Here is a 24,442-nt window from a genome sequence, read left to right as displayed (position 1 = left end):
AGATCGCAGAGATGGATGGTGCAGGGGGAAACCCTTCTGGCCGTGAACGCCAGGTGGATTCGAAGGGAAGAGATCTCCTCGGATTGCTCAGAGTGCGGAGACCGCCTCACCCGGCAGTGAAAGGTCCACATCGACCGCGCGGTCGTCGCCCGCGTGGGTCGCGGACGAGGCGAGCGGGCCGTGGCCCGTGGCCTTCGCCGCCAGGACGTACGCGCCCTGGGCCGGGACTGCGAGGGCGTAACTGCCATCCTCGGCGGACAGCGTCGCGCCCGCCTGCCGCCCCCGGCGGTCGATCAGTGTCACCTTCGCGCGGGCGACCGGGGTGCCCTCGGCGTCGAGGACGCGGCCGTGGAAGGCGCGCAGGACCTCTTCCGCGCGGGCCAGGTTGGCGTCCTCCTCGCTGCTCGCGCGCAACTGCGGTCCCGCGGCCTGGCGCTGCTTCGGCAGGAAGAGGGCGAACAGCAGGCCGACGGCCACGGCGCCGGTCGCGATCAGGAAGGAGACGCGGAAGCCGTGCATGGTCGGGACGGCGACGCCGTTCACGTTGTTCGCGGTGTTGGCGAGCACCATGCCGATCACGGCGCTCGACGTCGATGTACCGATGGAGCGCATCAGCGTGTTGAGGCCGTTGGCCGCGCCCGTCTCCGAGGCCGGGACCGCGCCGACGATCAGCGCGGGCAGGGAGGAGTAGGCGAGGCCGATGCCGGCGCCCAGGACGACCGCGATGACCAGAGCCTGCCAGGCGGCGCTCATCAGGCCGAGTCCGGCGCCGTAGCCGATCGCGATGATCAGCAGGCCGATGATCAGCGTGACCTTGGTGCCGTACTTCGCCGACAGGCGGGCGTAGACGGGGGCCGTGAACATCATCGTCAGGCCCAGCGGGGCGACCAGCAGGCCCGCGACGACCATCGACTGGCCGAGGCCGTAGCCGGTGCTGGTGGGGAGCTGGAGGAGCTGGGGCAGGACGAGGGAGACGACGTAGAAGGAGACGCCGACCATGATCGAGGCGAGGTTGGTGAACAGCACCGCGGGACGGGCGGTGGTGCGCAGGTCCACGAGGGGGGCCGCGGTGCGCAGCTCGTAGACGCCCCACAGGAGCAGTACGACGACCGACGCGCCGAACAGGCCCAGCGTGGTGCCGGATGTCCAGCCCCAGTCGCTGCCCTTGGTGATGGGGAGCAGGAAGAGGACCAGACCGAGGGAGAGACCCAGCGCGCCCGGCAGGTCGAAGGAGCCCTCGGCACGCATCGGGGACTCCGGTACGAGGAGGAGGGCCAGGACGATCGAGAGGACACCGAGGCCCGCGGCGCCGTAGAAGAGGGCGTGCCAGTCGGCGTGCTGGGCGACCAGGGCCGCCGCGGGCAGCGCGAGTCCGCCGCCGACGCCGATCGAGGAGCTCATCAGCGCCATCGCCGAGCCGAGCCTCTCGCGGGGCAGCATGTCGCGCATCAGGCCGATGCCGAGCGGGATGGCGCCCATCGCGAAGCCCTGGAGCGTACGGCCGACGATCATGGGGAGCAGTGCGCTGGTGACGGCGCTGACCAGCGCGCCGACCACCATGACGGCGAGGCTCAGGATCAGCATCCGCCGCTTGCCGAACAGGTCACCGAGCCGGCCCATGATCGGCGTGGCCACCGCTCCGGAGAGAAGCGTCGAGGTCAGGACCCAGGTGGCGTTGCTGGGCTCGGTGTCCAGCAGCTGCGGCAGATCCTTGATGACCGGGACGAGCAGGGTCTGCATCACCGCGACCACGATGCCCGCGAAGGCGAGTACGGGGACCACGGCCCCCTTGGCCGTTCTTCCGGTGGGCTGCTCGTTCGTCGTGCGTGTCATGTGTAGCTTGAACTCGGTGCGCCTGAGCAACTATTCCGATGCTTTGGCTCACTAACGAATTCTTGACCTTCTCTTGGGGTGCAGGCGCAGGCCCCTCTCGGGGATTCTTCGAGGACAGGCCCTAGGTCTGGCCTAGGTCGAAATCCCGATGCCAGAAGCGTGTGGCGGTTGAGAGCATGACATCCATGCTTGGAGCTGCTGAGGTTCCCACCCGCACATCCCGCCGCGCCGCGCAGCCCACCTGGCTGGTGGTGGCGCTGGCGTGCGCCGGACAGTTCCTGGTCGTGCTCGACGTGTCCGTCGTGAACGTGGCGCTGCCGTCGATGCGGGCCGATCTGGGGCTGAGCGGCTCCGGACTGCAGTGGGTGGTGAACGCGTACGCGATCGCCTTCGCCGGGTTCATGCTGCTCGGCGGGCGGGCCGGGGACCTGTACGGGCGCAAGCGGATGTTCCTGGTCGGGCTCGCCCTGTTCACACTGGCCTCGCTGGCCGGCGGACTGGCCCGGGAGGGCTGGGAACTGCTGGCCGCCCGGGCCGTACAGGGACTCGGTGCCGCGGTGCTGGCGCCCTCGACGCTGACGATCCTCACGGCCGCCGTTCCGGAGGGTGCTGCCCGGGCGCGGGCCATCGCGACCTGGACGGCGGTCGGCGCGGGCGGCGGAGCCGCGGGCGGCCTCGTCGGCGGGCTGCTGGTCGACGGACTGTCGTGGCGGTGGGTGCTGCTGATCAACGTGCCGATCGGCGCGGTCGTCCTGTTCGGTGCCCTGCGGTGGCTCCCGGAGAGCCGCGCTGGGGACGGGCGTCGGCTGGACCTGCCGGGCGCACTGCTGGTGACCGCCGGGCTGGGCGCGCTGGCGTACGGGATCTCGCAGACCGAGGCCTCGGGGTGGACGGCGGCGGCGACCCTGGTGCCGCTGGTTGCGGGGCTTGCTCTGGTCGGGCTGTTCCTGCTGGTCGAGGCGCGTACGGCCGCGCCGCTCATGCCGCTCGGACTGCTCGGCCGGCGGGCGGTGTCGTCGGCGAACGTGGCCATGTTCCTCAGCGGCGCGGCCATGTTCTGTATGTGGTACTTCATGACCCTGTATGCACAGAACGTGCTCGGCTACACGCCGCTCGAAGCCGGGCTGGCCCTGGTTCCGAGCTCGCTGGCCGTGGTCGCCGGCTCCAAACTCGCGCCGCGTCTGATGCGGAGAGCGGGGGAGCGGAACGTGGCCGTGCTGGGGACGGTGGTGGCCGCGGTCGGGTTCGGGTGGCAGTCGACGATCGGTGCGGAGGGGGCGTACCTGACGGCGATCATGATCCCGGGGGTCCTGATGATGCTCGGCGCCGGGCTCGCGGCCACCCCGCTGGCCGCCCTGGCCACGTCGGGAGCGCCCGCGGGGGAGGCCGGACTGGTCTCCGGGCTGATCAACACCTCCCGCACGATGGGCGGTTCGCTGGGTCTCGCGGTGATGTCGACGATCGCGGCGGCACGGACGGAGGGCGGCGGGGGGCCTGCGGCGCTGACGGAGGGGTATGCGTTGCGTTCCGGGTGAGTGCGGGGGTGGCTGGGCGGGGGCGGTGATGATGGCGGTGTGGTTGCCGCGCCGGGGTGACTCCGTCGGCGCACAGAGCTGACGCAGTGTCAGGAGCCTTCACAAGTGTGGTGGGCTCGGCTATACAGGGGGCGCCGGACTGGAACGCGTTCTAGAACGGCCCGTGACGACCTCGGTGCGGCCGACGGTGCGGACGGCCGTACCGGGGTCTTGGAGACGACAGGAGCCCCATGCCCATCGACGCAGCCAAGGCGCTCGCCGCCGAACCCCGGACCGGCGAGATCACCTGGGACCGGAAGGACGTCCAGCTCTACCACCTCGGCATCGGCGCCGGCGTCCCCGCCACCGACCCCGACGAGCTGCGCTACACCCTGGAGTCCCGGCTGCATGTGCTGCCCAGCTTCGCCACCGTTGCGGGAGCCGGCTCGCCCGGGGTGATCAGCAGCCTGTCCATGCCCGGCATCGAGGTCGACCTGGCGCGCGTTCTGCACGGCGGCCAGTCCCTGGAGGTCCACCGCCCCATCCCGGCGGAGGGCACCGCCACCGCCACCGGCCGTATCGCCGCCGTGTACGACAAGGGCAAGGCCGCCGTCCTCGTCATGCGCACCGAAGTCGCCGACGCCGAAGGCCCGTTGTGGACCAACGACGCGCAGATCTTCGTACGGGGAGAGGGCGGCTGGGGTGGCGACCGCGGGCCGTCCGCGCGCCTCGAACCCCCGGCCGGCGCGCCCGACCGTACCGTCGAGCGGGGGATCCGTGAGGACCAGGCCCTGCTCTACCGCCTCTCCGGCGACTACAACCCCCTGCACGCCGACCCCGAGTTCGCCAAGGTCGCCGGGTTCGAGCGGCCCATCCTGCACGGGCTGTGCACCTACGGCATGACGCTCAAGACGGTCGTCGACACGCTGCTCGGCGGTGATGTGACCCGGGTGCGCTCGTACACCACGCGGTTCGCCGGGGTGGTGTATCCCGGCGAGACGCTGCGCATCCGTATGTGGCGGCAGGAGGCGGCAGCGGTCCGGGTGGCCGTCAGCGCGGTTGAGCGGGGTGACGTGCCCGTCCTTGCCGACACCATCGTCGAGCACTTGTGAAGCACTCTTCGTGAAGCACTCCTGAGGGGAGCCGCACCATGCGCGCAGCCGTACTGCACGAGATAGGTCAGGACAAGCTGGAGGTCCTCGACGACGTCGAGGCGGTGGGGTTCGGCCCCGGCAAGGTGCGCATCCGGGTGCGGGCGACCGGGCTGTGCCACTCGGACCTGTCGGCGATGAACGGCGTACTGCCGCAGCCGGCGCCGTTCGTGCCGGGGCACGAAGGGGCGGGGGAGATCCTCGAGGTCGGCGAAGGCGTGCGCGGCCTGAGCGTCGGCGACCGGGTCGTCGTCTGCTGGCTGCCTGCCTGCGGCGCCTGTCCCGCCTGCCGCCGCGGTCAGACCGAACTGTGCCTGGCCGGGTTCATGAACGCGGGCACCCCCAACTACAAGCGTCCCGGCGGGGACCTCTTCGGCTTCGCGGGCACCGGCACCTTCGCCGAGGAGGTCGTGGTCGACGCCGGCTGCGCGGTGCCCATCCCCGACGACGTGCCCTTCGACATCGCCGCCCTCATCGGCTGCGGGGTGACCACAGGGCTGGGCGCCGCCCTCAACACGGCCGGTGTGGAGGCGGGTGCGTCGGTCGCCGTCATCGGCTGCGGCGGCGTCGGCATCTCCGCGATCCAGGGCGCGCGGCTGCGGGGCGCCGCCGAGATCGTCGCGGTGGACCCGATCGCCGTACGGCGGGAGGCCGCGCTCACGTTCGGTGCCACCAAGGCGGTGTCGCCGGACGAGCTGCCCGACGCCAAGCAGCAGGTCACCGGCGGCGAGGGCTTCGACTACGTCTTCGAGGTCGTCGGCAAGTCCGCCACCGCACGCACCGCGTACGAGAACACCCGGCGCGGCGGCACCCTCGTCGTCGTCGGCGCCGGAGCCATGGACGACTTCCTCCAGCTCAACATGTTCGAGCTGTTCTTCGACGAGAAGCGGATCCTGCCCTCGATGTACGGAGGCGGAGACGTCCTGCGCTCCTACGAGCGGACCATCGCCCTGTGGCGCGCCGGCCGCATCGACCTGGCCGGACTGATCACCCACCGGGTGCCGCTCACCGAGATCAACGAGGCCCTCGACCAGATGCGCACCGGCACCGCACTGCGGACCTGCATCGAGATCTGAGCCGAATCCGAGCCGAAGGGGTCTGAGCCGAAGGGGTCCAAGGAGTCTTATGTCACTGCCACTCGAAGGACTGTCCGCGATCGTCACCGGCGCCGGACGCGGGCTCGGCCGGGCCGAGGCGCTGGAACTCGCCCGGCTCGGCGCCGCCGTCGTCGTCAACGACCACGGGCAGCCCGGCCGGGACGGCACCGGCGAGGCGTCCGCCGGGCCCGCCGAGGACACCGTCGCCGAGATCCGCGCCGCGGGCGGCACGGCCGTCGCCCACACCGGTGACGTCGCCGACTTTCAACAGGCGCGTGAGCTCGTCCAGTCGGCGATCGAGACGTTCGGAAAGCTGGACGTCCTGGTCAACAACGCGGGCATCCTGCGCGACCGCATGGTCTTCTCCATGGCGGAGGACGAGTGGGACTCGGTGATCCGGGTCCACCTCAAGGGCCACTTCAACACCACCCGTTTCGCCGCCGCGCACTGGCGCGAGCGGTACAAGGCGAATCAAGAAGGGCGCGAAGCGCTTCCTTGGAAGGGTGGTGGTGGGAGACGGGCGCGGCGGGCCGGTGTTCGGGCGGATCGTGAACACCTCCTCGGAGGCGTTCCTGGCCGGTTCCGCGGGACAGCCCAACTACGCGGCGGCCAAGGGCGGGATCGTCGGCCTGACCACCTCCACGGCCCTCGCGCTCGCCAAGTACGGCGTGACGGCCAACGCCATCTGCCCGCGCGCCCGCACCCGGATGACCGAGGACGTGTTCCAGCCGGCGGGCGCCGACGGCCTCGACCCGCTCGCCCCCGAGCATGTCGCCCCCCTCGTCGGCTATCTGGCCTCGCCGGCCGCCGCGCGGATCAACGGGCAGCTGCTCGTCGTGCACGGCGGCATGGTGGCCGTCGTCGAACGGCCGCGGGTGCAGGCGCAGTTCGACAGCAAGCAGGACACCTTCACGTACGACGAACTCGACGCGCTGCTCACGCCCCACTACGCGGACCGCCCGCCGGGGGAGACGTTCGCGGCGGTGGAGGTGCTGGGGCTGAAACGGGAGCAGGACATGGAAAGGCCCCGCTCACCGTGAGGCGAACGGGGCTGTTTCCCCAGCCGATTGACGTGCCGTCAGGCCGCCGTCTCGGTCTGCTGCTGCACCGGCTTGCGGTGCCGTCCGCGAGGAGCCGACTCGGTGTCGTGCGTCGAGACCGGACCCCGGTGCCGGCCGTGGCCGGAGGGCTCCTGGCGGTCGGCGGGCAGCGGCTGGGACGTGCTGGCGTCGCTCATCGGAAGAATTCACCCCGTCAACATGATCTTTCAAACAGCCGGGCGAGTGTAACCGGGACACCTCGGACCGAATCCAGGCGCACACGCCGACCGCCACTACTTCGTTACCTACTCGCCATACGCCCCGCCAACGGCGCCTCCTGCAACGGCACCGGACGTGCGGCAACAGGTTCCGGAGGATCCGGTTCCGACGGCTCCGCGAAGGCGTGAGCCGCGCCGTCCGGGACCGGATCCTCCGGGCTCGTGTCCCCCGTTTCCGCGGGCGCCGGCGCCTCCCTGGGCACCGCCCACGCCGCCACCCCGCACGGCACCGTCCGAGTGGCGTACGGAAGCCGCAGCACCCCGTCCCTCGTCCACAGCCCGGCGCCCGCCAACCACCCCTCGGGCGCGGCCAGATGCCGTACGTGCCGGTCGGCGGGCCGCCACACCCCGACCCAACTGCCCGCCGGGCCGTCGATGTGCAGCCCCACCCCGCAGCTCTCCGGGGTCAGCACCTGCCCCGGCTCGATCGCGAACGGCGTCATCGCACAGTCGGCGGCCACCCGCAGGCACTCCGGGAACCGCACCGGCAGCGTGCTGCCCAGCACCCCCCAGCCCAGCCTGCTGCCGTCGCCCGGACAGGGCGCGTCGGAGCGGATGAGCAGCAGCCCGCTGTCGGGGTCGGCGAGCAGCAGCCGGTCGTCGCTGTCGGCGGCGATCTGCAGCAGCGGCGACACCTCGCCGTCCCGCCCCAGATCCACCACGACCGCCTTGGTCCGGCCGTCGGACTCCCGGTCCAGGGCCAGCATCCGCCCCGTCCGGTCCAGCCACACCCCGCCGGAGCAGTGCCCGGGGATCTCAGCGAGGTGCTCCGGCCCGAAGGCGCCGCCCGCCACCAGCCACACGGCACTGGAGAGCCGGCCGACGGCGAGGGCGTAGGCCCGGTCGCCGCCCGGCGCGGGCGGCAGCAGCCGCAGCCGGGTGCCGTCATCGGGGCACTCGACCGCGCCGAGTGGGAGTTCGCCGGTGCCGGGGCCGGTCGGGTACAGCAGGGAGAAGGTGTGCCGCCCGTCGGTGAGGCGGCGGATCAGCACCCGTCCGTCGCCCATCGGCTGCACCTCCGTGCCGGGCTCCTCGGGCTGGTTGCCGGGCAGCGGCACGGCGTACGGCTCGGGTCCGTCCAGCGTCCAGCGCTCGGGGAACCAGGAGTCGCCGCTGCGGGCGAGGCGTGCGGCGTACGAGCCGTCCACCGTGATCACGCAGCCCGCCGGCCGGGACCAGTCGTCGTGCTGGTCGGTGGCAGGCTCCGTCGCACAGACCGTCATCGTTCGGTCACCTCCGGCGACGACGCTAGTTTTCGTACGCACAGACGGGGGACCGCCCGACGGCCGCTTCACACATAAGGGTGGCCACGCGCCGGTTTGCCTGAGGTGACGGGGGCGGGTGTGCTGGGCGGGATGGCGGCGGCATCGGTTCAGCCGTGCAGAACAGCCAGGTAGCCTGTTCCCGTGCCCCGTCTGTCTGAAGTCATCGCCGCGTTGGAGACGCTGTGGCCCGCCGAGCGGGCCGAGTCCTGGGACGCGGTCGGCACCGTGGTGGGCGATCCGGACCAGGAGGTCTCCCGCGTCCTGTTCGCCGTCGACCCGGTGCAGGAGATCGTCGACGAGGCGGTGAAGCTGGGCGCCGACCTGCTGGTCACCCACCACCCGCTCTATCTGCGCGGTACGACGACGGTCGCGGCGAGCCACTTCAAGGGCCGCGTCGTGCACACCCTCATCAAGAACGACATCGCGCTGCACGTCGCCCACACCAACGCCGACACGGCGGACCCGGGCGTCAGCGACGCGCTGGCCGGCGCGCTGGACCTTCGTGTCGTACGGCCCCTGGTGCCGGACCCGAGCGACCCCGACGGCCGCCGGGGCCTGGGCCGGGTCTGCGAGCTGGACCACCCGCTGACCGTCCGCGAGCTCGCCGCCCGCGCCGCCCAGCGTCTGCCCGCCACCGCGCAGGGCATCCGCGTCGCCGGCGACCCCGAGGCGACCGTCCGCACGCTCGCCGTGAGCGGCGGATCCGGCGACAGCCTCTTCGACGACGTACGAGCGGCCGGCGTCGACGCCTTCTTCACCGCGGACCTGCGCCACCACCCGGCCTCCGAGGCCCGCGCCCACAGCCCCCTCGCGCTGCTCGACGCGGCGCACTGGGCCACCGAATGGCCCTGGTGCGAGCTGGCCGCCGCCCAGCTCGACGAGATCTCCGACCGCCACGGCTGGGACCTGCGCGTCCATGTCTCCAAGACGGTCACCGACCCCTGGACCGCCCACGCGGCCTCACCCGATTCGACAGCAGGAGCCCCCAACTGAACGCCGCGCCCGCCGACCAGATCCGACTCCTCGACGTCCAGGACCTCGACGTCCGCCTCCAGCAGCTGGCGCACAAGCGGAGGTCGCTCCCCGAGCACGCCGAGATCGAGTCGCTGACCAAGGACCTCACCCAGCTGCGCGACCTCCTCGTGGCCGCGCAGACCGAGGAGAGCGACTGCGCCCGCGAGCAGACCAAGGCCGAGCAGGACGTCGACCAGGTGCGCCAGCGCGCCGCCCGCGACCAGCAGCGTCTCGACTCCGGCGCCGTCACCTCGCCCAAGGACCTGGAGAACCTCCAGCGCGAGATCGCCTCCCTCGCCAAGCGGCAGGGCGACCTGGAGGACGTCGTCCTGGAGGTCATGGAGCGCCGCGAGTCCGCGCAGGAGCGGGTGGGCGAGCTGACCGAGCGGGTCTCCTCCGTCCAGTCGAAGATCGACGACGCCACCGCACGCCGGGACGCCGCGTTCGAGTCGCTGGACGGCGAGGCGGCCTCGGTCACCAAGGAGCGCGAGGTCATCGCGGGCTCCATCCCCGCCGACCTGCTGAAGCTCTACGACAAGCTGCGCGGGCAGCAGGGCGGCATCGGCGCGGCCAAGCTGTACCAGCGCACCTGCCAGGGCTGCCGCCAGGAGCTGGCCATCACCGAGCTGAACGAGATCCGCTCGGCCGCGCCCGACACGGTGGTCCGCTGCGAGAACTGCCGCCGCATCCTGGTACGCACCTCCGAGTCGGGGCTGTAAGGGGCGTACGGGTGCAGGAGTTCATCGTCGAGGCCGACGGGGGTTCCCGGGGCAACCCGGGGCCCGCGGGCTACGGCGCCGTGGTGATCGACGCGGCGACCGGCCGGACGCTGGCGGAGGCCGCGGAGTACCTGGGCACCACGACGAACAACGTCGCCGAGTACCGCGGTCTGCTGGCCGGCCTGCGCGCCGCCCACGCCCTCGACCCGACGGCCAGGGTGCACGTCCGCATGGATTCCAAGCTCGTCGTCGAGCAGATGTCGGGCCGCTGGAAGATCAAGCACCCCGACATGAAGCCGCTGGCCATGGAGGCGGGGCGGGTGTTTCCGCCCGGCCGGGTGACGTACGAGTGGATTCCGCGGGAGCAGAACAAGCGCGCGGACCGGTTGGCGAACGAGGCGATGGACGCGGGCGCGCGTGGCGAACAGTGGACGCCGTCGACGGTCGCGCAGCCTGCGGTTCCCGAGCCGTCGGGCCCGGCGGGGGATGCCACGGCGGGCGCGGCGAGGGTGCGTGCGGCGTTGGCGGAGCGTTCTGCGGCTTCTCCCGGCGAGGGCGCGCGGGGGAGCGGTGATGCGAGGGCCGATGCGGCGCCGGCGGAGCGTTCCGCGGCGTCTCCGGCCGAGGGGGCGCGGGGCAGTGGTGACGTGAAAGCCGGCGCCGATGCGCGTGCGGCGCTGGCGGAGCGTTCCGCGGCGTCTCCGGCCGAGGGGGCGCGGGGCAGTGGTGACGTGAAGGCCGACGCCGATGCGCGTGCGGCGCCGGCGGAGCGTTCCGCGGCTTCTCCCGTTGAGGGGGCGCGCGGCAGCGGTTCCGCGAAGGCCGACGCCGACGTGCGCGCCGCGCGGGCCGTGGCCACGCCGACCGTCGGCTGGGGTGCCCCCGATCTCGGCACCCCCGCCACCTTCGTGCTGCTGCGGCACGGTGAGACGCCGCTCACGCCGCAGAAGCGTTTCTCGGGCAGTGGCGGAACCGACCCCTCCCTCTCCGACGCCGGCCGGGAGCAGGCCGAGCGGGTGGCCGCGGCGCTGGCGAGGCGCGGAACGATCCAGGAGATCGTCGCCTCCCCCCTCGCCCGTACCCGCGAGACCGCCGGTGTCGTCGCCGCCCGCCTCGGCCTCGACGTCAGCATCGACGACGGCCTGCGCGAGACCGACTTCGGCGCGTGGGAGGGGCTCACCTTCGCCGAGGTCCACGAGCGCTACCCGGACGACCTGAGCGCCTGGCTCGCCTCCCCGGACGCCGAACCGACCGGCGGCGGCGAGAGCTTCGCGGCGACCGCCACCCGGATCGCCGCCACCCGCGACAAGCTGGTCGCGGCGTACGCGGGCCGCACGGTCCTGCTGGTCACGCACGTCACGCCGATCAAGACGTTCGTACGGCTCGCCCTGGGCGCCCCGCCCGAGTCCCTGTTCCGCATGGAACTGTCGGCCGCCTCCCTGTCGGTGGTGGCGTACTACGCCGACGGCAACGCCAGCGTCCGCCTCCTCAACGACACGTCCCACCTGCGCTGAGCCCGGCCGCCTCCCGAGCCAGCTCCTCGATCCGCCCCCAGTCCCGCGCCGCCACCGCGTCCTCGGGAACCATCCAGCTCCCGCCCACACAGCCGACGTTGGGCAGTGCCAGATACTCCGGAGCGGACGCGAGCCCGATCCCACCCGTCGGGCAGAACCGCGCCTGCGGCAGCGGCCCGGCGAGCGACTTCAGATACGCCGTACCGCCCGCGGCCTGCGCCGGGAAGAACTTCATCTCCCGCACCCCACGCTCAAGCAGCGCCACGACTTCCGACGTGGTCGACACCCCCGGCAGAAACGGCACCCCGGACGCCGTCATCGCCTCCAGCAGTACGTCCGTCCAGCCCGGGCTCACCAGAAAGCGCGCCCCCGCCGCCACCGACTCCGTCACCTGAGCGGGCGTGATCACCGTGCCCGCCCCGACCACCGCGTCCGGCACCGCGCCGGCGATCGCCCGGATCGCGTCCGGCGCGGCCGGCGTCCGCAGCGTCACCTCGATCGCGGGCAGTCCCCCGGCGACCAGCGCACGCGCCAGCGGCACGGCGTCGGCGGCGTCCCGGACGACGACCACGGGGACGACGGGAGCAAGGTCAAGAACAGAGACGGTCATGCAGGTCATCGTGCCCGGGGTGCGCAGCATGCGCAAAGAACGTTGCGTATGCTGCAACGGCTCCGCTCGCGCGGCTCAGTGGACCTCGTCCACCAGCACATCCAGCCCCCACGCCGTGCCCGCCTTCACCGGAGGTTGCGCCTCCACCTCGTACCCGAGGTCCCGCAGCGCCTCCACCAGCTCGGCAGGACCCTTCGGCGCCGCCCCGGCCGACAGCAGGCTGCGGACGATCCGCCCCTTCGTCGCCTTGTTGAAGTGGCTGACCACCTTCCGGGTCGGTGCGTGCAGCACCCGCACGGTCGCCGTGCGCCCGGCGAGTTCGCCCTTCGGCCGCCACGCCGCCGCATACGCCGAGGACCGCAGGTCCAGCACCAGCCCGCTCCCGGCAGCCTCGGGCAGCGCGGCGGCCATCGGTGCACGCCAGTGCGCGCCCAGCGCGCCGAGCCCCGGCAGCTTCACGCCCATCGAGCAGCGGTAGGAGGGGATGCGGTCCGTCACCCGGACGGCGCCCCACAGACCGGAGAAGACCAGCAGGGAGCGTGCGGCACGCCGCTTGGCGGCCGGGTCGAGGGAGGCCAGGTCCAGGGCGTCGTACAGCACACCCGTGTAGATCTCCCCGGCGGGCCGCGCCCCGGCGGTGCGCAGCTCCGCGTTCTTGGCGGCCTCCCCGCGCAGTCCCTCGCTCAGCCCGAGCACCTCGCGTGCCTTGACCTCGTCGCCGGCGCAGAGCTCGACCAGCTCGTCGAGCACCGCCTCGCGGGCGGGGTTGAGCTCCGGCAGCGACAGCGACTCCGGCTTCAGCGGGGCGCCACGGCCGGAAGGGGCCTTGCCTTCCGAGGGCGGCAGCAGGACAAGCACGCGTACTCCTTACCTAGAAACTCTGCACCAGAGGTTACGGCGTGCCACCTCGCCACCCCCGCCCTACGCTCGCTGTATGCCCCGCCGCCACATCCGCGTGACCGGCGCCCCAGACACCCCCCTCCGGGCCGCCCTCGCCGCGCTGCGTGCCGAGCTCGGTGTGTCCGACGGCTTCCCGGCCGAGGTCCTCGCCGAGGCCGAACGGGCGGCCAAGCCCCCGCACTGCCGTCCTACGACGCCACCGACATCCCCCTCTTCACCATCGACCCGCCCACCGCCACCGACCTCGACCAGGCACTCCACCTGTCCCGGCAGGGCACCGGCTACCGCCTCCGGTACGCCATCGCGGACGTCGCCGCCTTCGTCGTGCCCGGCGGCCCGCTCGACGCCGAGACCCACCGGCGGGTGATGACCCTGTACTTCCCGGACGAGAGGGTTCCGCTGCACCCGGCGGTCCTCGGCGAGGGCGCCGCGAGCCTGCTGCCGGGACAGCCCCACCCCGCCGTGCTGTGGACGATCGACCTCGACGCGGACGGCCATACGCTCGCCGTCGACATCCGCCGCGCCCTCGTCCGCAGCCGGGCCAGGCTCGACTACGCGGGCGTGCAGCGGGAGATCGACGCGGGGACCGCCGAGGAGCCGCTCACCCTGCTGAAGACCGTCGGGCTGCTGCGCGAGCGGCTGGAGATCGAGCGCGGCGGCATCTCGCTGGGCGTGCCCGAGCAGGAGATCGTCGAGCGGGACCACACCTACGAACCGGCCTACCGCGCCCCGCTCCCCGCCGACGGCTGGAACGCACAGATCTCCCTGCTCACCGGCATGGCAGCGGCCGACCTGATGCTCTCCTACGGCACCGGCGTCCTGCGCACCCTGCCCGCCGCCCCCGACGATGGGGGTCCCCCCGCTCGAGCGAAGCCGAGAGTGGGGGACGTCGGCCGCCTGCGCCGCACCGCGCACGCCCTGCACATCGACTGGCCGCACCACGTCTCGTACGCCGAACTGGTCCGCTCCCTCGACCCGCACGATCCCCGCCATGCGGCCTTCCTGCAGGAGTGCACGACCCTGCTGCGCGGCGCCGGCTACACGGTTTTCCGCGACGGCGCGCTCCCGCCGATCACCATGCACTCCGCCGTCGCCGCGCCCTACACCCACTGCACGGCCCCCCTGCGCCGCCTCACCGATCGGTACGCCGCCGAGATCTGCCTCGCCGCCGTCGCCGACCAGGACCCGCCGGACTGGGTGCTCGCCGCGCTCGACGCGCTGCCCGCGGAGATGGCCGAGGGCGCACGGCGGGCGGGCACGGTGGAGCGGCAGTGCGTGGACATCGTCGAGGCCGCGCTGCTCAAGGACCGGGTCGGGGAGGTCTTCACGGGCGTCGTGGTGGACCTGGAGGAACGCCACCCGACCGTCGGGACCGTGCAGTTGGAGTCCCCGGCCGTCATCGGCCGGATCGAGGGCGAACACCTCCCGCTGGGCGAACGCCTGCAGGTCCGCCTCACCCAGGCAGATCCGGCAGCGGCAAAGGTGCGCTTCGCGCCTGCGTGATCTCCGCTACGAGGGTGCCGGCGTCCTCCGCGTACACGCGCACCAAACCGCTCACCCTCCCGGAGCCGTTCGCCTTCGACCTGGACACCTCGGACTTTCTCTGAGCCCCTCGGCGTTGCCCCCCTGAGGACCTAGGGGGTATGGGATGAACGCACGGGAACAGGCCAGCTGGACCAGGGCGCACCTGGGCCGCTGCGGCCCGCCCCTGGACCTGCTCACCGCCCGTTTCGCCCAGCACGTCTACGCCCCGCACGCCCACGAGGAGCTCACCGTCGGCGTCACCATCGGCGGCCTGGAGGTCATCGCCTACCGGGGCGGTCGCATCCATTCCGGCCCCGGCTCCATCGTCGTCCTCGAACCCGGCGAGATGCACACCGGCGGCCCCGCCGCCCCCGAGGGCTACGCCTACCGCGCCCTGTACGCGGGGCCCGCCCTGCTCACCGACGGCACTCTCGGCGGCACCCCGCACTTCCGCGAACCCGTCCTCGACGATCCCGAACTGGCCGCCGCCCTCCGCCGCGCGCACACCGAACTGAGCGCCTGCCCGGATCCGCTGGAGGCCGAGTCCCGCCTGCCCTGGCTGCTCACGGCACTGGCCCGCCGCCACTCCACGGCCCGCGCGACCGACGACACCGTCCCCGGCGCCGACCGCATCGCCCACGCGGTACGCGACCGCCTCGCCGACGAACTCCTCGCACCCCCCTCCCTGACCGACCTCGCCGCCGAACTGGGCCTGTCCCGCTACCAGCTTCTACGGGCCTTCCGCACGACGATGGGGATACCGCCGTACGCCTGGCTGGCCCAGTACCGGGTGCACCGGGCCCGCCGCCTGCTGGAGTCCGGGCTGCGCCCGGCGGAGGTCGCGGGGCTGGTGGGCTTCGCCGACCAGGCGCACCTCACCCGGTGGTTCCGCCGTGTGCTGGCGGTGACGCCGGCGGCGTACCGCAACAGCGTTCAAGACAACAGGGACTGACCGGACCGACACTCCCCGCATGACTGCACGCGGCTGGCTCCTGTTCTCCCTGATGGGAGTGGTCTGGGGCATCCCCTATCTGATGATCAAGGTGGCGGTGGACGAGGTGTCCCCGTCCATGGTGGTGTTCACGCGCTGCGCCCTGGGCGCAGCCCTCCTGCTCCCCTTCGCGCTACGGCAACCGGGCCTGGCCCGGACCGTCCGGACGCACTGGAAGCCGATGCTGGCCTTCGCGTGCATCGAGATCATCGGCCCCTGGTGGACCCTCACCGACGCCGAACGCCACCTGTCCAGCTCCACGGCGGGCCTGCTGATCGCGGGCGTCCCGATCGTCGGCGTCGTCCTGGCCCGCTACTTCGGCGCCGCGGAACGCCTGGGCACCCGTAGGATCACCGGCCTCGCCCTGGGCCTCACCGGCGTCGGCGTGCTCACGGTCCCCCACCTGACGGGAGGCGACGCCCGCTCCCTGGCCGAGGTCCTGCTGACGGTGCTGGGCTATGCGACGGCCCCGTTGATCGCCGCCCGCCATCTGAAGGACGTCCCGTCCCTCCACCTCACGGCCCCCTGCCTGGCGCTGGCCGCCCTGGTCTACGCGCCGGTGGCCGCGGCCACCTGGCCTTCGGCGACGCCGTCCGCCGAGACCCTGACCGCCCTCGCCGCTCTCGGCGTCATCTGCACGGCGGTCGCCTTCGTGGCCTTCCTGGAGCTGATCAAGGAGGTGGGCCCGACGCGGGCAACGGTGATCACGTACGTCAACCCGGCGGTGGCGGTGGCGGCGGGAGCCTTGTTCCTGGACGAGGAACTGACGGCGGGGATCGCGGTCGCCTTCACCCTGATCCTGGCAGGCTCGGTCCTGGCCACGGCTGCCGGTCCGAAGAAGGATGCTCGCCCGGTACCATGGTCGACACGGCAGACGAGCCGGGCGGACGGCCGCGTGGAGTCCCCCTAGCGGGGCTTCCCGAGGAACGTCCGGGCTCCACAGGGCAGGGTGGTGGCTAACGGCCACCCGGGGTGACCCGCGGGACAGTGCCACAGAAAGCAAACCGCCGGGGGCTTCGGCCCTCGGTAAGGGTGAAACGGTGGTGTAAGAGACCACCAGTGCCCAGGGTGACCTGGGCAGCTAGGTAAACCCCACCCGGAGCAAGGTCAAGAGGGAGCGCCTCGGTGCTCCTGCGCGGACGCTCGAGGGCTGCCCGCCCGAGTCCGCGGGTAGACCGCACGAGGCCGGCGGCAACGCCGGCCCTAGATGGATGGCCGTCGCCTCCGGGGCCGTGAGGGCCCGGGGGAACAGAACCCGGCGTACAGCCCGACTCGTCTGTCGTTTCACACGGGTGGGCCATCTGGACCGAGGAGATCAGCGGGGCCACCGAGCCTGGTGACTCCGGTGCCCGCCTCCGGGCCGATCCCGAGCTCTGCACAGCTGTCGACCACGGTTCCACCATCGCCGACACCGATCACCGCAACGCCGAAGCCCTCGAACGCCACTTGACGGCACTGCGGGGTCCGGGCAGCGCGAACCTCCCCCGGATGAGCGGCTGATCAGGGCCTCCGCATCGGGCGGCAGGTATGCGAAGTCGGTGACCGAGGTGAACACGCCTGTGTGTCACTCGAGTTCGAAGGTCTGCCCGGCGGTGGTGACGGTGCAACCGCCGCTCAGCGGCAGGACCAGGAACTCCGAGTCCCGGGTGGACAGCGGGTGGGCCTCGCCCGGCTTCAGGGTCAGGATCCTGAGGCCGGAATATCCCCAGCCCGCCGACTCGGGCGTGACCAGGACGTCGTAGGGTCCGTCGGCCGACGACCAGACCCTGCGCGGTGGGCTGCTTGAGGGCCTTGCCCCAGGAGGCGAAGGCCGCGTCCAGGTCCTTGACTTCGCCGCCCAGCAGCAGCGCGGGCAGCGTCGAGGAGGCCAGGACGCGCTCCGTGTCCTCGGCCACGGGCAGCTTCAGCCACGTGCAGGCGGTACGTCGGCCCAGGCCGGAGGCGATCGTGACGGACTTGACGGCGGCGTCGGTGGACAGGTCGTTGCGGATCTTCCCGTCCTGCCAGCTGCTGAGGAACGGTTCCACCATCGCGATGCGGTGATGGGCGTTGAGCTCGTCGACGGCGCGGGCGGTGTCCTCCGGCACCCACGGTGTCGCGGGGTCGTCGAGGGAGATGCGGGTGAGCATCTTGCCGCCGTCGAAGGACCCAAACGCCGGGCAAGGGCGCGGTCGCCGTGCTCGCACGCGCGGCGGCGGTGGAACCCGGTCCCGACGCGATCCGCGTTCGGGTGGCTCTGTTCCTCCTGTCCGACCGGGCCTCGTGCGTCACCGGTCAGTCGGTCATGGTGGACGGCGGACAAAGCGTCAACTGAGTGTCGGTGTCCGTGTCCTGTTCGAACAGGGCACACGGCGCTTCATGTTGGACTTCCATTCCCCTGCGACCCGCAAGCACCGTGTGTGATGTCATGCCGGGTGTTCCCGCTCCCATATCGCTCTGGTGACGGCGGCCGGGCGTGGCAGCAAGTGCCCGTCGAGGTAGAGGTCTACGCGCTCGTTGTAGAAGGCGACCAGTCCGGCGATCGGCGTTGCCTGCCGGGTCGGGAAGTCGTACGCCCAGGCGAGGTCGGGGTAGGTGGCCGTGTCAGTTCGGACAGACCAGTAACCGCTGGTTCTGCCCTTGTAGGGGCAGCTGGTGACGGTGTCGGTGGGCTGCATGCGCGTCCAGTCGATATGTACGCGGTCGAGGTAGTAGCGCGTGGGGAGGCCTGTCTCCAGGACCATCACCGAGGAGGGTGCGTCTGCCAGCACAGCTCCCTCGAGCATGACGCGGACACTGCGGCCCGACCGGAGTGCGTCGACGCGGGTGTAGGGGCTCCTGGGGTGGACGAACACCTGCTCGTCCTCCTCGAACCATGCGTCGATGGCTTCCCAGCGGAAGCTGACGCAGCCGGAGATGTCAGGGGCTGTGCCGTCGGCCCACTCCCAGGCCGCGCCCGGGCGGGTGAGCGAGCCCAGTCGGAGGGTGAGACGACGCGCCCTGCCGACCCGTAGTGCCACGGTTCGGCCCTCGTCGACGAGAGCCCCCTCGCGGATGTCTTCCCGGGGGATGCAGTACTGCGGGTAGCCCGGCCACAGCCACACGTATCGTGCCCGCACGGTGTCGAAGACAAGAAGGTTCGCCGCATAGCCGCGGATGCGGCGCGGTACAGGCTCGACATGGCCGACCGGGACGATCATTTGCGGGTAGTCCGGTGCGTAGTGCTCCATCGCCTTTGCCCTTGCGGCGATTCGTGCCGCTGCGGCCCCAGGGGCTGTGCATCGGCCGCGTCACTACCAGGCAATCACGGGGACGGCCGTACGGCATCTTGTGGCTTCGAGGCTCTCCCGTCCGCTCCCCAGCGTCATCAGGAATGAATGAGACGGCTGCGGGTAGAGGGCAAACTATGACTAAGTTGGGCCTTCCGGACAGAGTGGCGGCATGCCTGTTCGATCTCGACGGCGTGCTGACAGAGACCGCCGTCGTGCATGCCGCCGCATGGAAGGAAACCTTCGACGACTTCCTGCGGCGGCGAGAGGGGCCCGCCTTCCGTCCTTTCGACGCGACGGACTACGAGCAGTACGTCGACGGACGGCCGCGCGTCGACGGGGTGCGGGTTTTCCTGGCATCGCGCGGTATCGAGCTGCCGGAGGGAAAGGGCGATGATCCGCCGGAGTCGGACACCGTGCGCGGGCTCGGCAACCGTAAGAACGCCCTCTTTCTGGAGAAGATCCGCACCCAGGGTGTCGAGCCGTATGCCGGGTCCGTGCGCTATGTCGATGCCGTACGGGCAGCCGGGCTCAGTACGGCCGTCGTCTCCTCCAGCGCCAACTGCCGCGAGATCCTGATCTCAGCGGGCATGGAAGACCGCTTCGACGTGCGGATCGACGGCCTGGTCGCTGCCGAGCGCAGGCTCTCCGGCAAGCCACACCCGGACACCTTTCTCGAAGCCGCACGCGACCTGGGCGCCGAACCTCAGGCGGCGGCCGTATTCGAAGACGCCCTGGCTGGTATGGACGCGGGACGGGCCGGTGGTTTCGGGGCCGTGGTGGGCGTCGACCGCGTCGGCCAGGCGGACGCGCTGCGGCGGCACGGTGCCGACATCGTGGTGTCCGACCTCGCCGAGCTGCTGGAGAGTCCGTCGTGATCAGCCATACCGCCTACGCCGTCGAGCCGTGGTGTCTGCGCGAGACCGAGTTCAACCTGGACGTTCTCGCACAGAGTGAATCCGTCTTCTCCCTGTCCAACGGGCACGTCGGCTGGCGCGGCAACCTCGACGAGGGCGAGCCGCACGCTTTGCCCGGCAGCTACCTCAACGGTGTGCACGAGCAACATCCGCTGCCGTACGCGGAAGCCGGCTACGGATTCCCGGAATCCGGCCAGACGGTGATCAACGTGACCAACGGCAAGCTCATCCGGCTGCTCGTCGACGACGAACCGTTCGACCTGCGCTACGGGCGGTTGCGTTCCCATGAGCGCGTGCTCGACCTGCGTCGCGGACTGCTCCACCGCGTCTGCGAGTGGACGTCGCCGGTCGGTAGGACGGTACGCGTGCGCTCCACCAGACTGGTCTCCTTCACCCAGCGGGCCATCGCCGCCGTCGCCTACGAAGTGGAACCGGTGGACGCCCGGACGAACGTCGTCGTCCAGTCGGAGATCGTCGCCAACGAGCAACTGCCCGCGTTCGTCGGCGATCCTCGGGCCGGCGCCGCTCTGAAGTCGTGTCTTCGGCCCGAGGAGCACTTTGCGATCGACATGCGCCTGTGCCTGGTTCACTCCACGGCACGCAGCAGTCAGCGTGTCGCAGCCGCGGCCGACCACGTGGTGCAGGGCCCCGAATCCGTCCGGACCACCAGTGAGAGTACGGATGATGTGGGCCGTGTCACCGTCACTGCGGTCCTCGACCCCGGCGAGAGTCTTCGCATCGAGAAGTTCGTCTCCTACGGCTGGTCCGGGATCCGCTCGTTGCCGGCCGTCCGGGACCAGGTGGAGGCCGCACTCGCCGGTGCCCGCAGCACCGGCTGGCAGGGCCTGGTCGACCAGCAGCGAGAGTACCTCGACGGCTTCTGGCGGCATGCCGACATCGAGGTCGACGGCGACGCGGAAATCCAGCAAGCCGTCCGCTTCGCCATCTTCCACGTACTGCAGGCCGGCAACCGGGCCGAGCAGCGGGCGATTCCGGCCAAAGGCCTTACCGGCTCCGGATACGACGGACACTCTTTCTGGGACACCGAGACGTTCGTTCTGCCGCTGCTCACGTACACCTCGCCGAACTGCGTCGCCGAGGCCTTGCACTGGCGACAGGACACCCTGCCGACGGCGCGTGCCCGTGCCCGCCAACTCGGACTGCGGGGTGCGGCCTTCCCATGGCGGACGATCAACGGAGCGGAATGCTCCGGGTACTGGCCGGCCGGCACCGCTGCCTTCCACATCAACGCCGACATCGCCGCCGCCGTGGTGCGCTACGTCTCGGCCACCGGCGACACTGACTTCGAGCGCGAGGCTGGTGTGGAACTGCTCGTGGAGACGGCCCGGTTGTGGCACTCCCTCGGTCATCACGACTCCGGTGGCCGCTTCCACATCGACGGCGTCACCGGCCCCGACGAGTACAGCGCACTCGCGAACGACAACACCTACACCAACCTCATGGCCCGGGCGAATCTGCAGGCCGCCGTCGATGCCGCCGAGCGCCACCCGGCGCAGGCCGCAGCGCTGGGCGTCGACGAGGAAGAGACCGCCGACTGGCGTGATGCGGCGAAGGCGATGGCCGTGCCGTACAACCGTGCGCTGGGCGTCCACGAGCAGTCGGCCGGCTACACCGCTCTCGGCGTGTGGGACTTCGCGGGCACGCCGACGGAGCAGTATCCCCTGATGCTGCACTTCCCGTACTTCGACCTGTACCGGAAACAGGTGGTCAAGCAAGCGGACCTGGTGCTGTCGATGTTCCTGTGCGGTGATGCCTTCGAAGACGACCAGAAGGCGCGGAACTTCGCCTACTACGAACCGCTGACCGTCCGGGACTCCTCGCTGTCCGCCTGTGTCCAGTGCGTCATGGCCGCCGAAGTGGGCCACCTGCGGCTGGCTTACGACTACCTGGGCGAGGCCGCGCTGATCGACCTGGCAGACCTGCAGAAGAACACCCGCGACGGACTGCACATCGCCTCTCTCGCAGGCACCTGGATAGGACTGGTGGCCGGCTTCGGTGGTATGCGCGACCACGGAGACGTCCTGCACTTCGCCCCCAGACTGCCCGAAAAGCTCAGCCGGCTGGCCTTCTCGGTGCTGTTCCGGCAGCGTTGCCTGCGGGTCGACGTCACGGGCTCACAGGTCACCTATGCACTGCTGGAAGGGGAACCCCTCCAGGTCAGCCACTGCGGCGAGGTGATCACCCTCGCCAAAGAGGGACCGCAGACCCGCCCCGTCGAGAAGCCCACCGCCTGCCCGAGCCCACCCAACCGCCGGGCCGGCGACCTCCGCCACGCCGCTGAGCTTCGTGGTGCCGACGAAGGTGAATCCGCGGCGTTCGAGGTCCTTGTTGACGCGGTTGGACAGGTCAGTGCCGGCCGGGCGGACGCGCAGCCCGTCGCCCAGGTCCCGTTCGCCGGGGCCGGGAGCCCGCGACAAACGGTGCGCGCGCTCCGTTCACCCTTCCCGCCTGACCGGAAGAGCGAGCGGTGACGGGTTGGGCACGACCGTGAGGGATAACCGCCGCATGCGGACTACGCGGTGCGCGCTGCATTGGAGCCGGCCGCGGCAGGTGACGACGCCTCACTCAAGGCCGAGGCGATCGCCATTGCTGATGTGACCCGCGTGGCGGACGGCCCTCTGGTCTCGGTGCGGGGAGTACGCCCGCCCGAGCTCTCGTACAGCGGTCCCGCGGAGTCGTTGCTGCCGCCGCCTGCACTCGAGTTCTTCACCTCCCTGCCGGGCGCGGTCGGCGTGACCGGCAACGCCTCGTCACCCAGGCCACGGCGACCGTGACGGCGACGGTGGCCGCGAGGATCACGGACCACGAGACCCAGTAGTCCCGCGGCAGAACCGTCGGGTTCGCCGGGCGCCCCGGGCGCAGGAGCAGCGGCAGGGCGATGAGGGTCAGGCAGCCGCCGGTCAGGAGCGAGCCGCGCAGGATCGGGCGCAGACGCCCGGCGCGGCTGATGAGCAGGCCCAGGAGGAGGACCGTCGGCACCAGGAGTCCGTCGTGCAGTACCACCGCGCCGCCCAGCCACAGCGCCAGCTCCCTGGCGTCCGACACGTCGGGGTGGGTGCGTACGACGAACTGCTGGATGCCGAAGCCGATGGCGGCCAGGCCGGGTATCGCGAGGAGCAAACGCACCACGGTCGTCGACGTCATGCGAGCACCTCCAGCCTCGTGACCCATTTGGTCTGCAGTACGCCGGGTCGGTTGGGCGCGATGACGCGGGCCGGGAAGCCGTGGTCCGGCGTCAGGATCTCGCCGTTGAGGCGGAGTGCGAGCAGGGTCAGGTCGTCGCGGGTGTAGGGGCGGTCCATCTCGGTCACGCCGTAGCCGCCGCGGCGTTGCAGGGAGACGATCCTCAGGCGGGCGCCGTCGGGGAGGCCGGCCCGGGCCAGGAGGTCCTTGATGCGCACGCCCTCCCAGTGCGCGGACTTGGACCATCCCTCGACGCAGGCGATGGGCAGTTCGACGCGGTGCTGGGGCATCGCGCGCAGTTCGTCCAGCGTCAGGTCGTACGGCTTGGGTCCTTCCACGTGGAGTCGCCAGGCGCGCACCGCTTCCTCGGTGATGCCCGCGGCCCTCGCGGTCCGGTTGACCGGCAGTCCCTGGAGGCCTGCGTCCGGATCTCTCGGGGCGAGCAGGGCCAGGTCCTTCAGCGGAGTCACGGACTGGCCGGCGGTGAAGAGGGTGACCGCGCCGACCGCGGTGCCCAGGCCGAGCAGCAGGGAACGTCGGTCGATCTCGTCCTCGATGTCCTGCTCCCGCAACTCGGTCGGTCTGCGGCGCCAGTTCGCCAGGACGACCGGGGCCTTCACCGCCAGGTGCAGCAGCAGGGAGCCGATGATGACCCAGGCCAGGGCCCAGTGCACCTGGCGGAAGGAGAACGGCCACACGTACCACTGGACCGTGTTGAGCAGGCCCATGAACAGTTCGAGCAGCGTGGCCGCGACCAGGACGGCGATGGACAGGCGCTCCAGTGCGTGGGTCACCGAGCGGACGGGTGGCCAGGCGAACAGGCGGGGGTAGACCGTCCACAGTTTCACCAGGAGGAGTGGTACCGCCGCTGTGCCGCTGATCACGTGCAGGCCCTGGGTGACGCGGTAGCCCGAGACCGGGCGGGTGGGCAGGTGTGCCGACAGCCAGGCGGGCGGTTCCTGGAGGTAGTGGCTGACCACACCGGTCACGAAGCAGACGAGGACGGCCACTCCGAGGAGGCGGCCCACCACGGTGGCCGTGCGCGGATCGTGCAGCCTGCCTCGAAAACGGGGGAGGAGGGCGGGAAGGTCCATGACGCCATTGCACGCGTCCCGCGCCGCTCATCGGAACCGATTCCGCCTTACGGAACTCTGACGCCGCCCGCGCTCAACGCTCAGGAGACCGGCCCACTCCCCACCGACCATTCCCTGACCCGCCCCAGGTGCTCCGCGAACACCTCCCGCGCATCCGGCGTCAGCGTGCGCAGGGCCACCAGGGCCGTGATGACCACGTCGCACAGTTCGGACCGGACGTCCTCCCAGGTGTGGGTGGTGCCCTTGCGCGGGTTCTGGCCGGTCGCGCCGATCACCGCCTGGGCGACCTCGCCGACCTCCTCGGACAGCTTCAGGATGCGCAGGAGCAGGCCTTCCCGGTCGCCGTGCGCCCGGTTCGCGTCCAGCCACCGCCACAGGTCGTCGATGGAGGTCCACAGGTCGGTGGGGAGTGTCGTGGGCGTGACCTTGTCGCTCATGGCGTCGCTCATGGCATCACTCATGACTCGGCAGCCTGCCATGCCCGCAGCCTGCCAGGCGGTCACTTCTCGAGCAGCGCCCTTGCGGTGGG

20 protein-coding genes, 1 other RNA gene and 4 pseudogenes are annotated in these 24,442 nt (G+C 71.5%); 13 read left to right on the top strand and 12 right to left on the bottom strand.

Features of this window, described 5'->3' with window-relative positions:
* Positions 1 to 87: 87 nt before the first annotated feature.
* A complete protein-coding gene (locus StrepF001_RS26860) occupies positions 88 to 1,833 on the bottom strand; it encodes an MFS transporter (RefSeq protein ID WP_129800796.1) in 1,746 nt (581 codons plus the stop codon).
* 176 nt (positions 1,834 to 2,009) lie between these two features.
* Between StrepF001_RS26860 and StrepF001_RS26855 the strand changes: the two genes are divergently transcribed.
* The 4 genes and pseudogenes from StrepF001_RS26855 to StrepF001_RS26840 all read left to right on the top strand — a co-directional run bounded on the left by StrepF001_RS26855 (position 2,010) and on the right by StrepF001_RS26840 (position 6,635).
* Positions 2,010 to 3,368 carry a DHA2 family efflux MFS transporter permease subunit gene (locus StrepF001_RS26855; protein ID WP_129800795.1) on the top strand — a complete coding sequence of 453 codons (1,359 nt, stop codon included), beginning with the start codon at positions 2,010 to 2,012 and terminating at the stop codon, positions 3,366 to 3,368.
* A 230-nt stretch (positions 3,369 to 3,598) separates the two neighbouring features.
* Entirely contained in the window at positions 3,599 to 4,459 is an 861-nt protein-coding gene (locus tag StrepF001_RS26850; protein WP_129800794.1) for a MaoC/PaaZ C-terminal domain-containing protein, read from the top strand.
* A 38-nt stretch (positions 4,460 to 4,497) separates the two neighbouring features.
* On the top strand, positions 4,498 to 5,574 hold the full coding sequence (locus tag StrepF001_RS26845) for a Zn-dependent alcohol dehydrogenase (RefSeq protein ID WP_129800793.1): 1,077 nt from the start codon (positions 4,498 to 4,500) through the stop codon (positions 5,572 to 5,574).
* A 49-nt stretch (positions 5,575 to 5,623) separates the two neighbouring features.
* Positions 5,624 to 6,635 (top strand): annotated as a pseudogene (locus StrepF001_RS26840) (3-oxoacyl-ACP reductase).
* Positions 6,636 to 6,673: 38 nt separating this feature from the next.
* Here the strand turns inward: StrepF001_RS26840 and StrepF001_RS45755 are convergent.
* Both StrepF001_RS45755 and StrepF001_RS26835 read right to left on the bottom strand, forming a co-directional pair.
* Positions 6,674 to 6,832, bottom strand: a complete 159-nt coding sequence (locus StrepF001_RS45755; RefSeq protein ID WP_165396377.1) for a hypothetical protein — start codon at positions 6,830 to 6,832, stop codon at positions 6,674 to 6,676.
* 104 nt (positions 6,833 to 6,936) lie between these two features.
* Positions 6,937 to 8,136 (bottom strand): hypothetical protein, encoded by a 1,200-nt coding sequence (locus tag StrepF001_RS26835; RefSeq protein WP_129800792.1) that lies wholly within the window; start codon positions 8,134 to 8,136, stop codon positions 6,937 to 6,939.
* Positions 8,137 to 8,319: 183 nt separating this feature from the next.
* Between StrepF001_RS26835 and StrepF001_RS26830 the strand changes: the two genes are divergently transcribed.
* Genes StrepF001_RS26830 through StrepF001_RS26820 form a run of 3 tightly spaced genes read left to right on the top strand, consistent with a single transcriptional unit; the run spans position 8,320 to position 11,425 of the window.
* Positions 8,320 to 9,171 (top strand): Nif3-like dinuclear metal center hexameric protein, encoded by an 852-nt coding sequence (locus tag StrepF001_RS26830; protein WP_129800791.1) that lies wholly within the window; start codon positions 8,320 to 8,322, stop codon positions 9,169 to 9,171.
* On the top strand, positions 9,168 to 9,911 hold the full coding sequence (locus StrepF001_RS26825; RefSeq protein WP_129800960.1) for a C4-type zinc ribbon domain-containing protein: 744 nt from the start codon (positions 9,168 to 9,170) through the stop codon (positions 9,909 to 9,911). Before StrepF001_RS26830 ends, StrepF001_RS26825 begins: the two co-directional genes overlap by 4 nt.
* A gap of 11 nt (positions 9,912 to 9,922) precedes the next feature.
* Complete coding sequence (locus StrepF001_RS26820; protein WP_129800790.1) at positions 9,923 to 11,425, top strand: bifunctional RNase H/acid phosphatase; 1,503 nt, start codon at positions 9,923 to 9,925, stop codon at positions 11,423 to 11,425.
* Here StrepF001_RS26820 and eda read toward each other — a convergent pair.
* Both eda and yaaA read right to left on the bottom strand, forming a co-directional pair.
* A complete protein-coding gene (eda, locus tag StrepF001_RS26815; RefSeq protein ID WP_240797693.1) occupies positions 11,400 to 12,035 on the bottom strand; it encodes a bifunctional 4-hydroxy-2-oxoglutarate aldolase/2-dehydro-3-deoxy-phosphogluconate aldolase in 636 nt (211 codons plus the stop codon). The two genes, StrepF001_RS26820 and eda, sit on opposite strands and share 26 nt — an antisense overlap.
* 75 nt (positions 12,036 to 12,110) lie before the next feature.
* A complete protein-coding gene (gene yaaA, locus StrepF001_RS26810; protein ID WP_129800789.1) occupies positions 12,111 to 12,893 on the bottom strand; it encodes a peroxide stress protein YaaA in 783 nt (260 codons plus the stop codon).
* 76 nt (positions 12,894 to 12,969) lie between these two features.
* Here yaaA and StrepF001_RS26805 point away from each other — a divergent pair.
* Together StrepF001_RS26805 and StrepF001_RS26800 are read left to right on the top strand one after the other, a co-directional pair.
* Positions 12,970 to 14,438 (top strand): annotated as a pseudogene (locus StrepF001_RS26805) (RNB domain-containing ribonuclease).
* A gap of 145 nt (positions 14,439 to 14,583) precedes the next feature.
* The gene (locus StrepF001_RS26800) at positions 14,584 to 15,411 is read left to right on the top strand and encodes an AraC family transcriptional regulator (RefSeq protein WP_129800788.1); all 828 of its coding nucleotides are present in this window, start codon (positions 14,584 to 14,586) and stop codon (positions 15,409 to 15,411) included.
* 588 nt (positions 15,412 to 15,999) lie between these two features.
* On the opposite strand, the gene StrepF001_RS48310 is transcribed toward StrepF001_RS26800, so the two are convergent.
* Positions 16,000 to 16,242 carry a hypothetical protein gene (locus StrepF001_RS48310; RefSeq protein ID WP_240797692.1) on the bottom strand — a complete coding sequence of 81 codons (243 nt, stop codon included), beginning with the start codon at positions 16,240 to 16,242 and terminating at the stop codon, positions 16,000 to 16,002.
* An 83-nt stretch (positions 16,243 to 16,325) separates the two neighbouring features.
* Here StrepF001_RS48310 and rnpB point away from each other — a divergent pair.
* Positions 16,326 to 16,729, top strand: an RNA gene (gene rnpB, locus StrepF001_RS26790) — RNase P RNA component class A.
* Positions 16,730 to 17,014: 285 nt separating this feature from the next.
* On the opposite strand, the gene StrepF001_RS48305 is transcribed toward rnpB, so the two are convergent.
* From StrepF001_RS48305 to StrepF001_RS26775, 3 genes and pseudogenes are all read right to left on the bottom strand, one after another.
* Positions 17,015 to 17,182 carry a 5-deoxy-glucuronate isomerase gene (locus tag StrepF001_RS48305; RefSeq protein ID WP_240797706.1) on the bottom strand — a complete coding sequence of 56 codons (168 nt, stop codon included), beginning with the start codon at positions 17,180 to 17,182 and terminating at the stop codon, positions 17,015 to 17,017.
* Between the two features lie 19 nt (positions 17,183 to 17,201).
* A pseudogene (locus tag StrepF001_RS26780) lies at positions 17,202 to 17,597 on the bottom strand (aldolase); the annotation flags it as partial.
* A 258-nt stretch (positions 17,598 to 17,855) separates the two neighbouring features.
* Positions 17,856 to 18,659 carry a DUF427 domain-containing protein gene (locus StrepF001_RS26775; protein WP_129800787.1) on the bottom strand — a complete coding sequence of 268 codons (804 nt, stop codon included), beginning with the start codon at positions 18,657 to 18,659 and terminating at the stop codon, positions 17,856 to 17,858.
* 176 nt (positions 18,660 to 18,835) lie between these two features.
* Here StrepF001_RS26775 and StrepF001_RS26770 point away from each other — a divergent pair, with 176 nt between their 5' ends.
* From StrepF001_RS26770 to StrepF001_RS48300, 3 genes and pseudogenes are all read left to right on the top strand, one after another.
* Positions 18,836 to 19,576 carry a beta-phosphoglucomutase family hydrolase gene (locus tag StrepF001_RS26770; protein ID WP_129800958.1) on the top strand — a complete coding sequence of 247 codons (741 nt, stop codon included), beginning with the start codon at positions 18,836 to 18,838 and terminating at the stop codon, positions 19,574 to 19,576.
* On the top strand, positions 19,573 to 22,107 hold the full coding sequence (locus StrepF001_RS26765) for a glycoside hydrolase family 65 protein (protein ID WP_206306951.1): 2,535 nt from the start codon (positions 19,573 to 19,575) through the stop codon (positions 22,105 to 22,107). Before StrepF001_RS26770 ends, StrepF001_RS26765 begins: the two co-directional genes overlap by 4 nt.
* 48 nt (positions 22,108 to 22,155) lie before the next feature.
* Positions 22,156 to 22,323: pseudogene (locus StrepF001_RS48300) on the top strand (transcriptional regulator); the annotation flags it as partial.
* Positions 22,324 to 22,342: 19 nt separating this feature from the next.
* Here StrepF001_RS48300 and StrepF001_RS26750 read toward each other — a convergent pair.
* The 3 genes from StrepF001_RS26750 to StrepF001_RS26740 form a co-directional block, all read right to left on the bottom strand.
* On the bottom strand, positions 22,343 to 22,780 hold the full coding sequence (locus tag StrepF001_RS26750; RefSeq protein WP_129800786.1) for a hypothetical protein: 438 nt from the start codon (positions 22,778 to 22,780) through the stop codon (positions 22,343 to 22,345).
* Positions 22,777 to 23,913: a molybdopterin-dependent oxidoreductase gene (locus StrepF001_RS26745; protein WP_129800785.1), complete on the bottom strand. Its 1,137-nt coding sequence runs from the start codon at positions 23,911 to 23,913 to the stop codon at positions 22,777 to 22,779. The genes StrepF001_RS26750 and StrepF001_RS26745 overlap by 4 nt, the downstream gene beginning before the upstream one ends.
* 80 nt (positions 23,914 to 23,993) lie before the next feature.
* On the bottom strand, positions 23,994 to 24,350 hold the full coding sequence (locus StrepF001_RS26740) for a MazG-like family protein (protein WP_206306957.1): 357 nt from the start codon (positions 24,348 to 24,350) through the stop codon (positions 23,994 to 23,996).
* Between the last annotated feature and the right edge of the window lie 92 nt (positions 24,351 to 24,442).

This window comes from Streptomyces sp. F001 (assembly GCF_004187715.1).
In the GTDB taxonomy this organism is placed as follows: Bacteria; Actinomycetota; Actinomycetes; order Streptomycetales; family Streptomycetaceae; genus Streptomyces; species Streptomyces flavusporus.
This window is presented reverse-complemented; position numbering and strand designations above follow the sequence as displayed.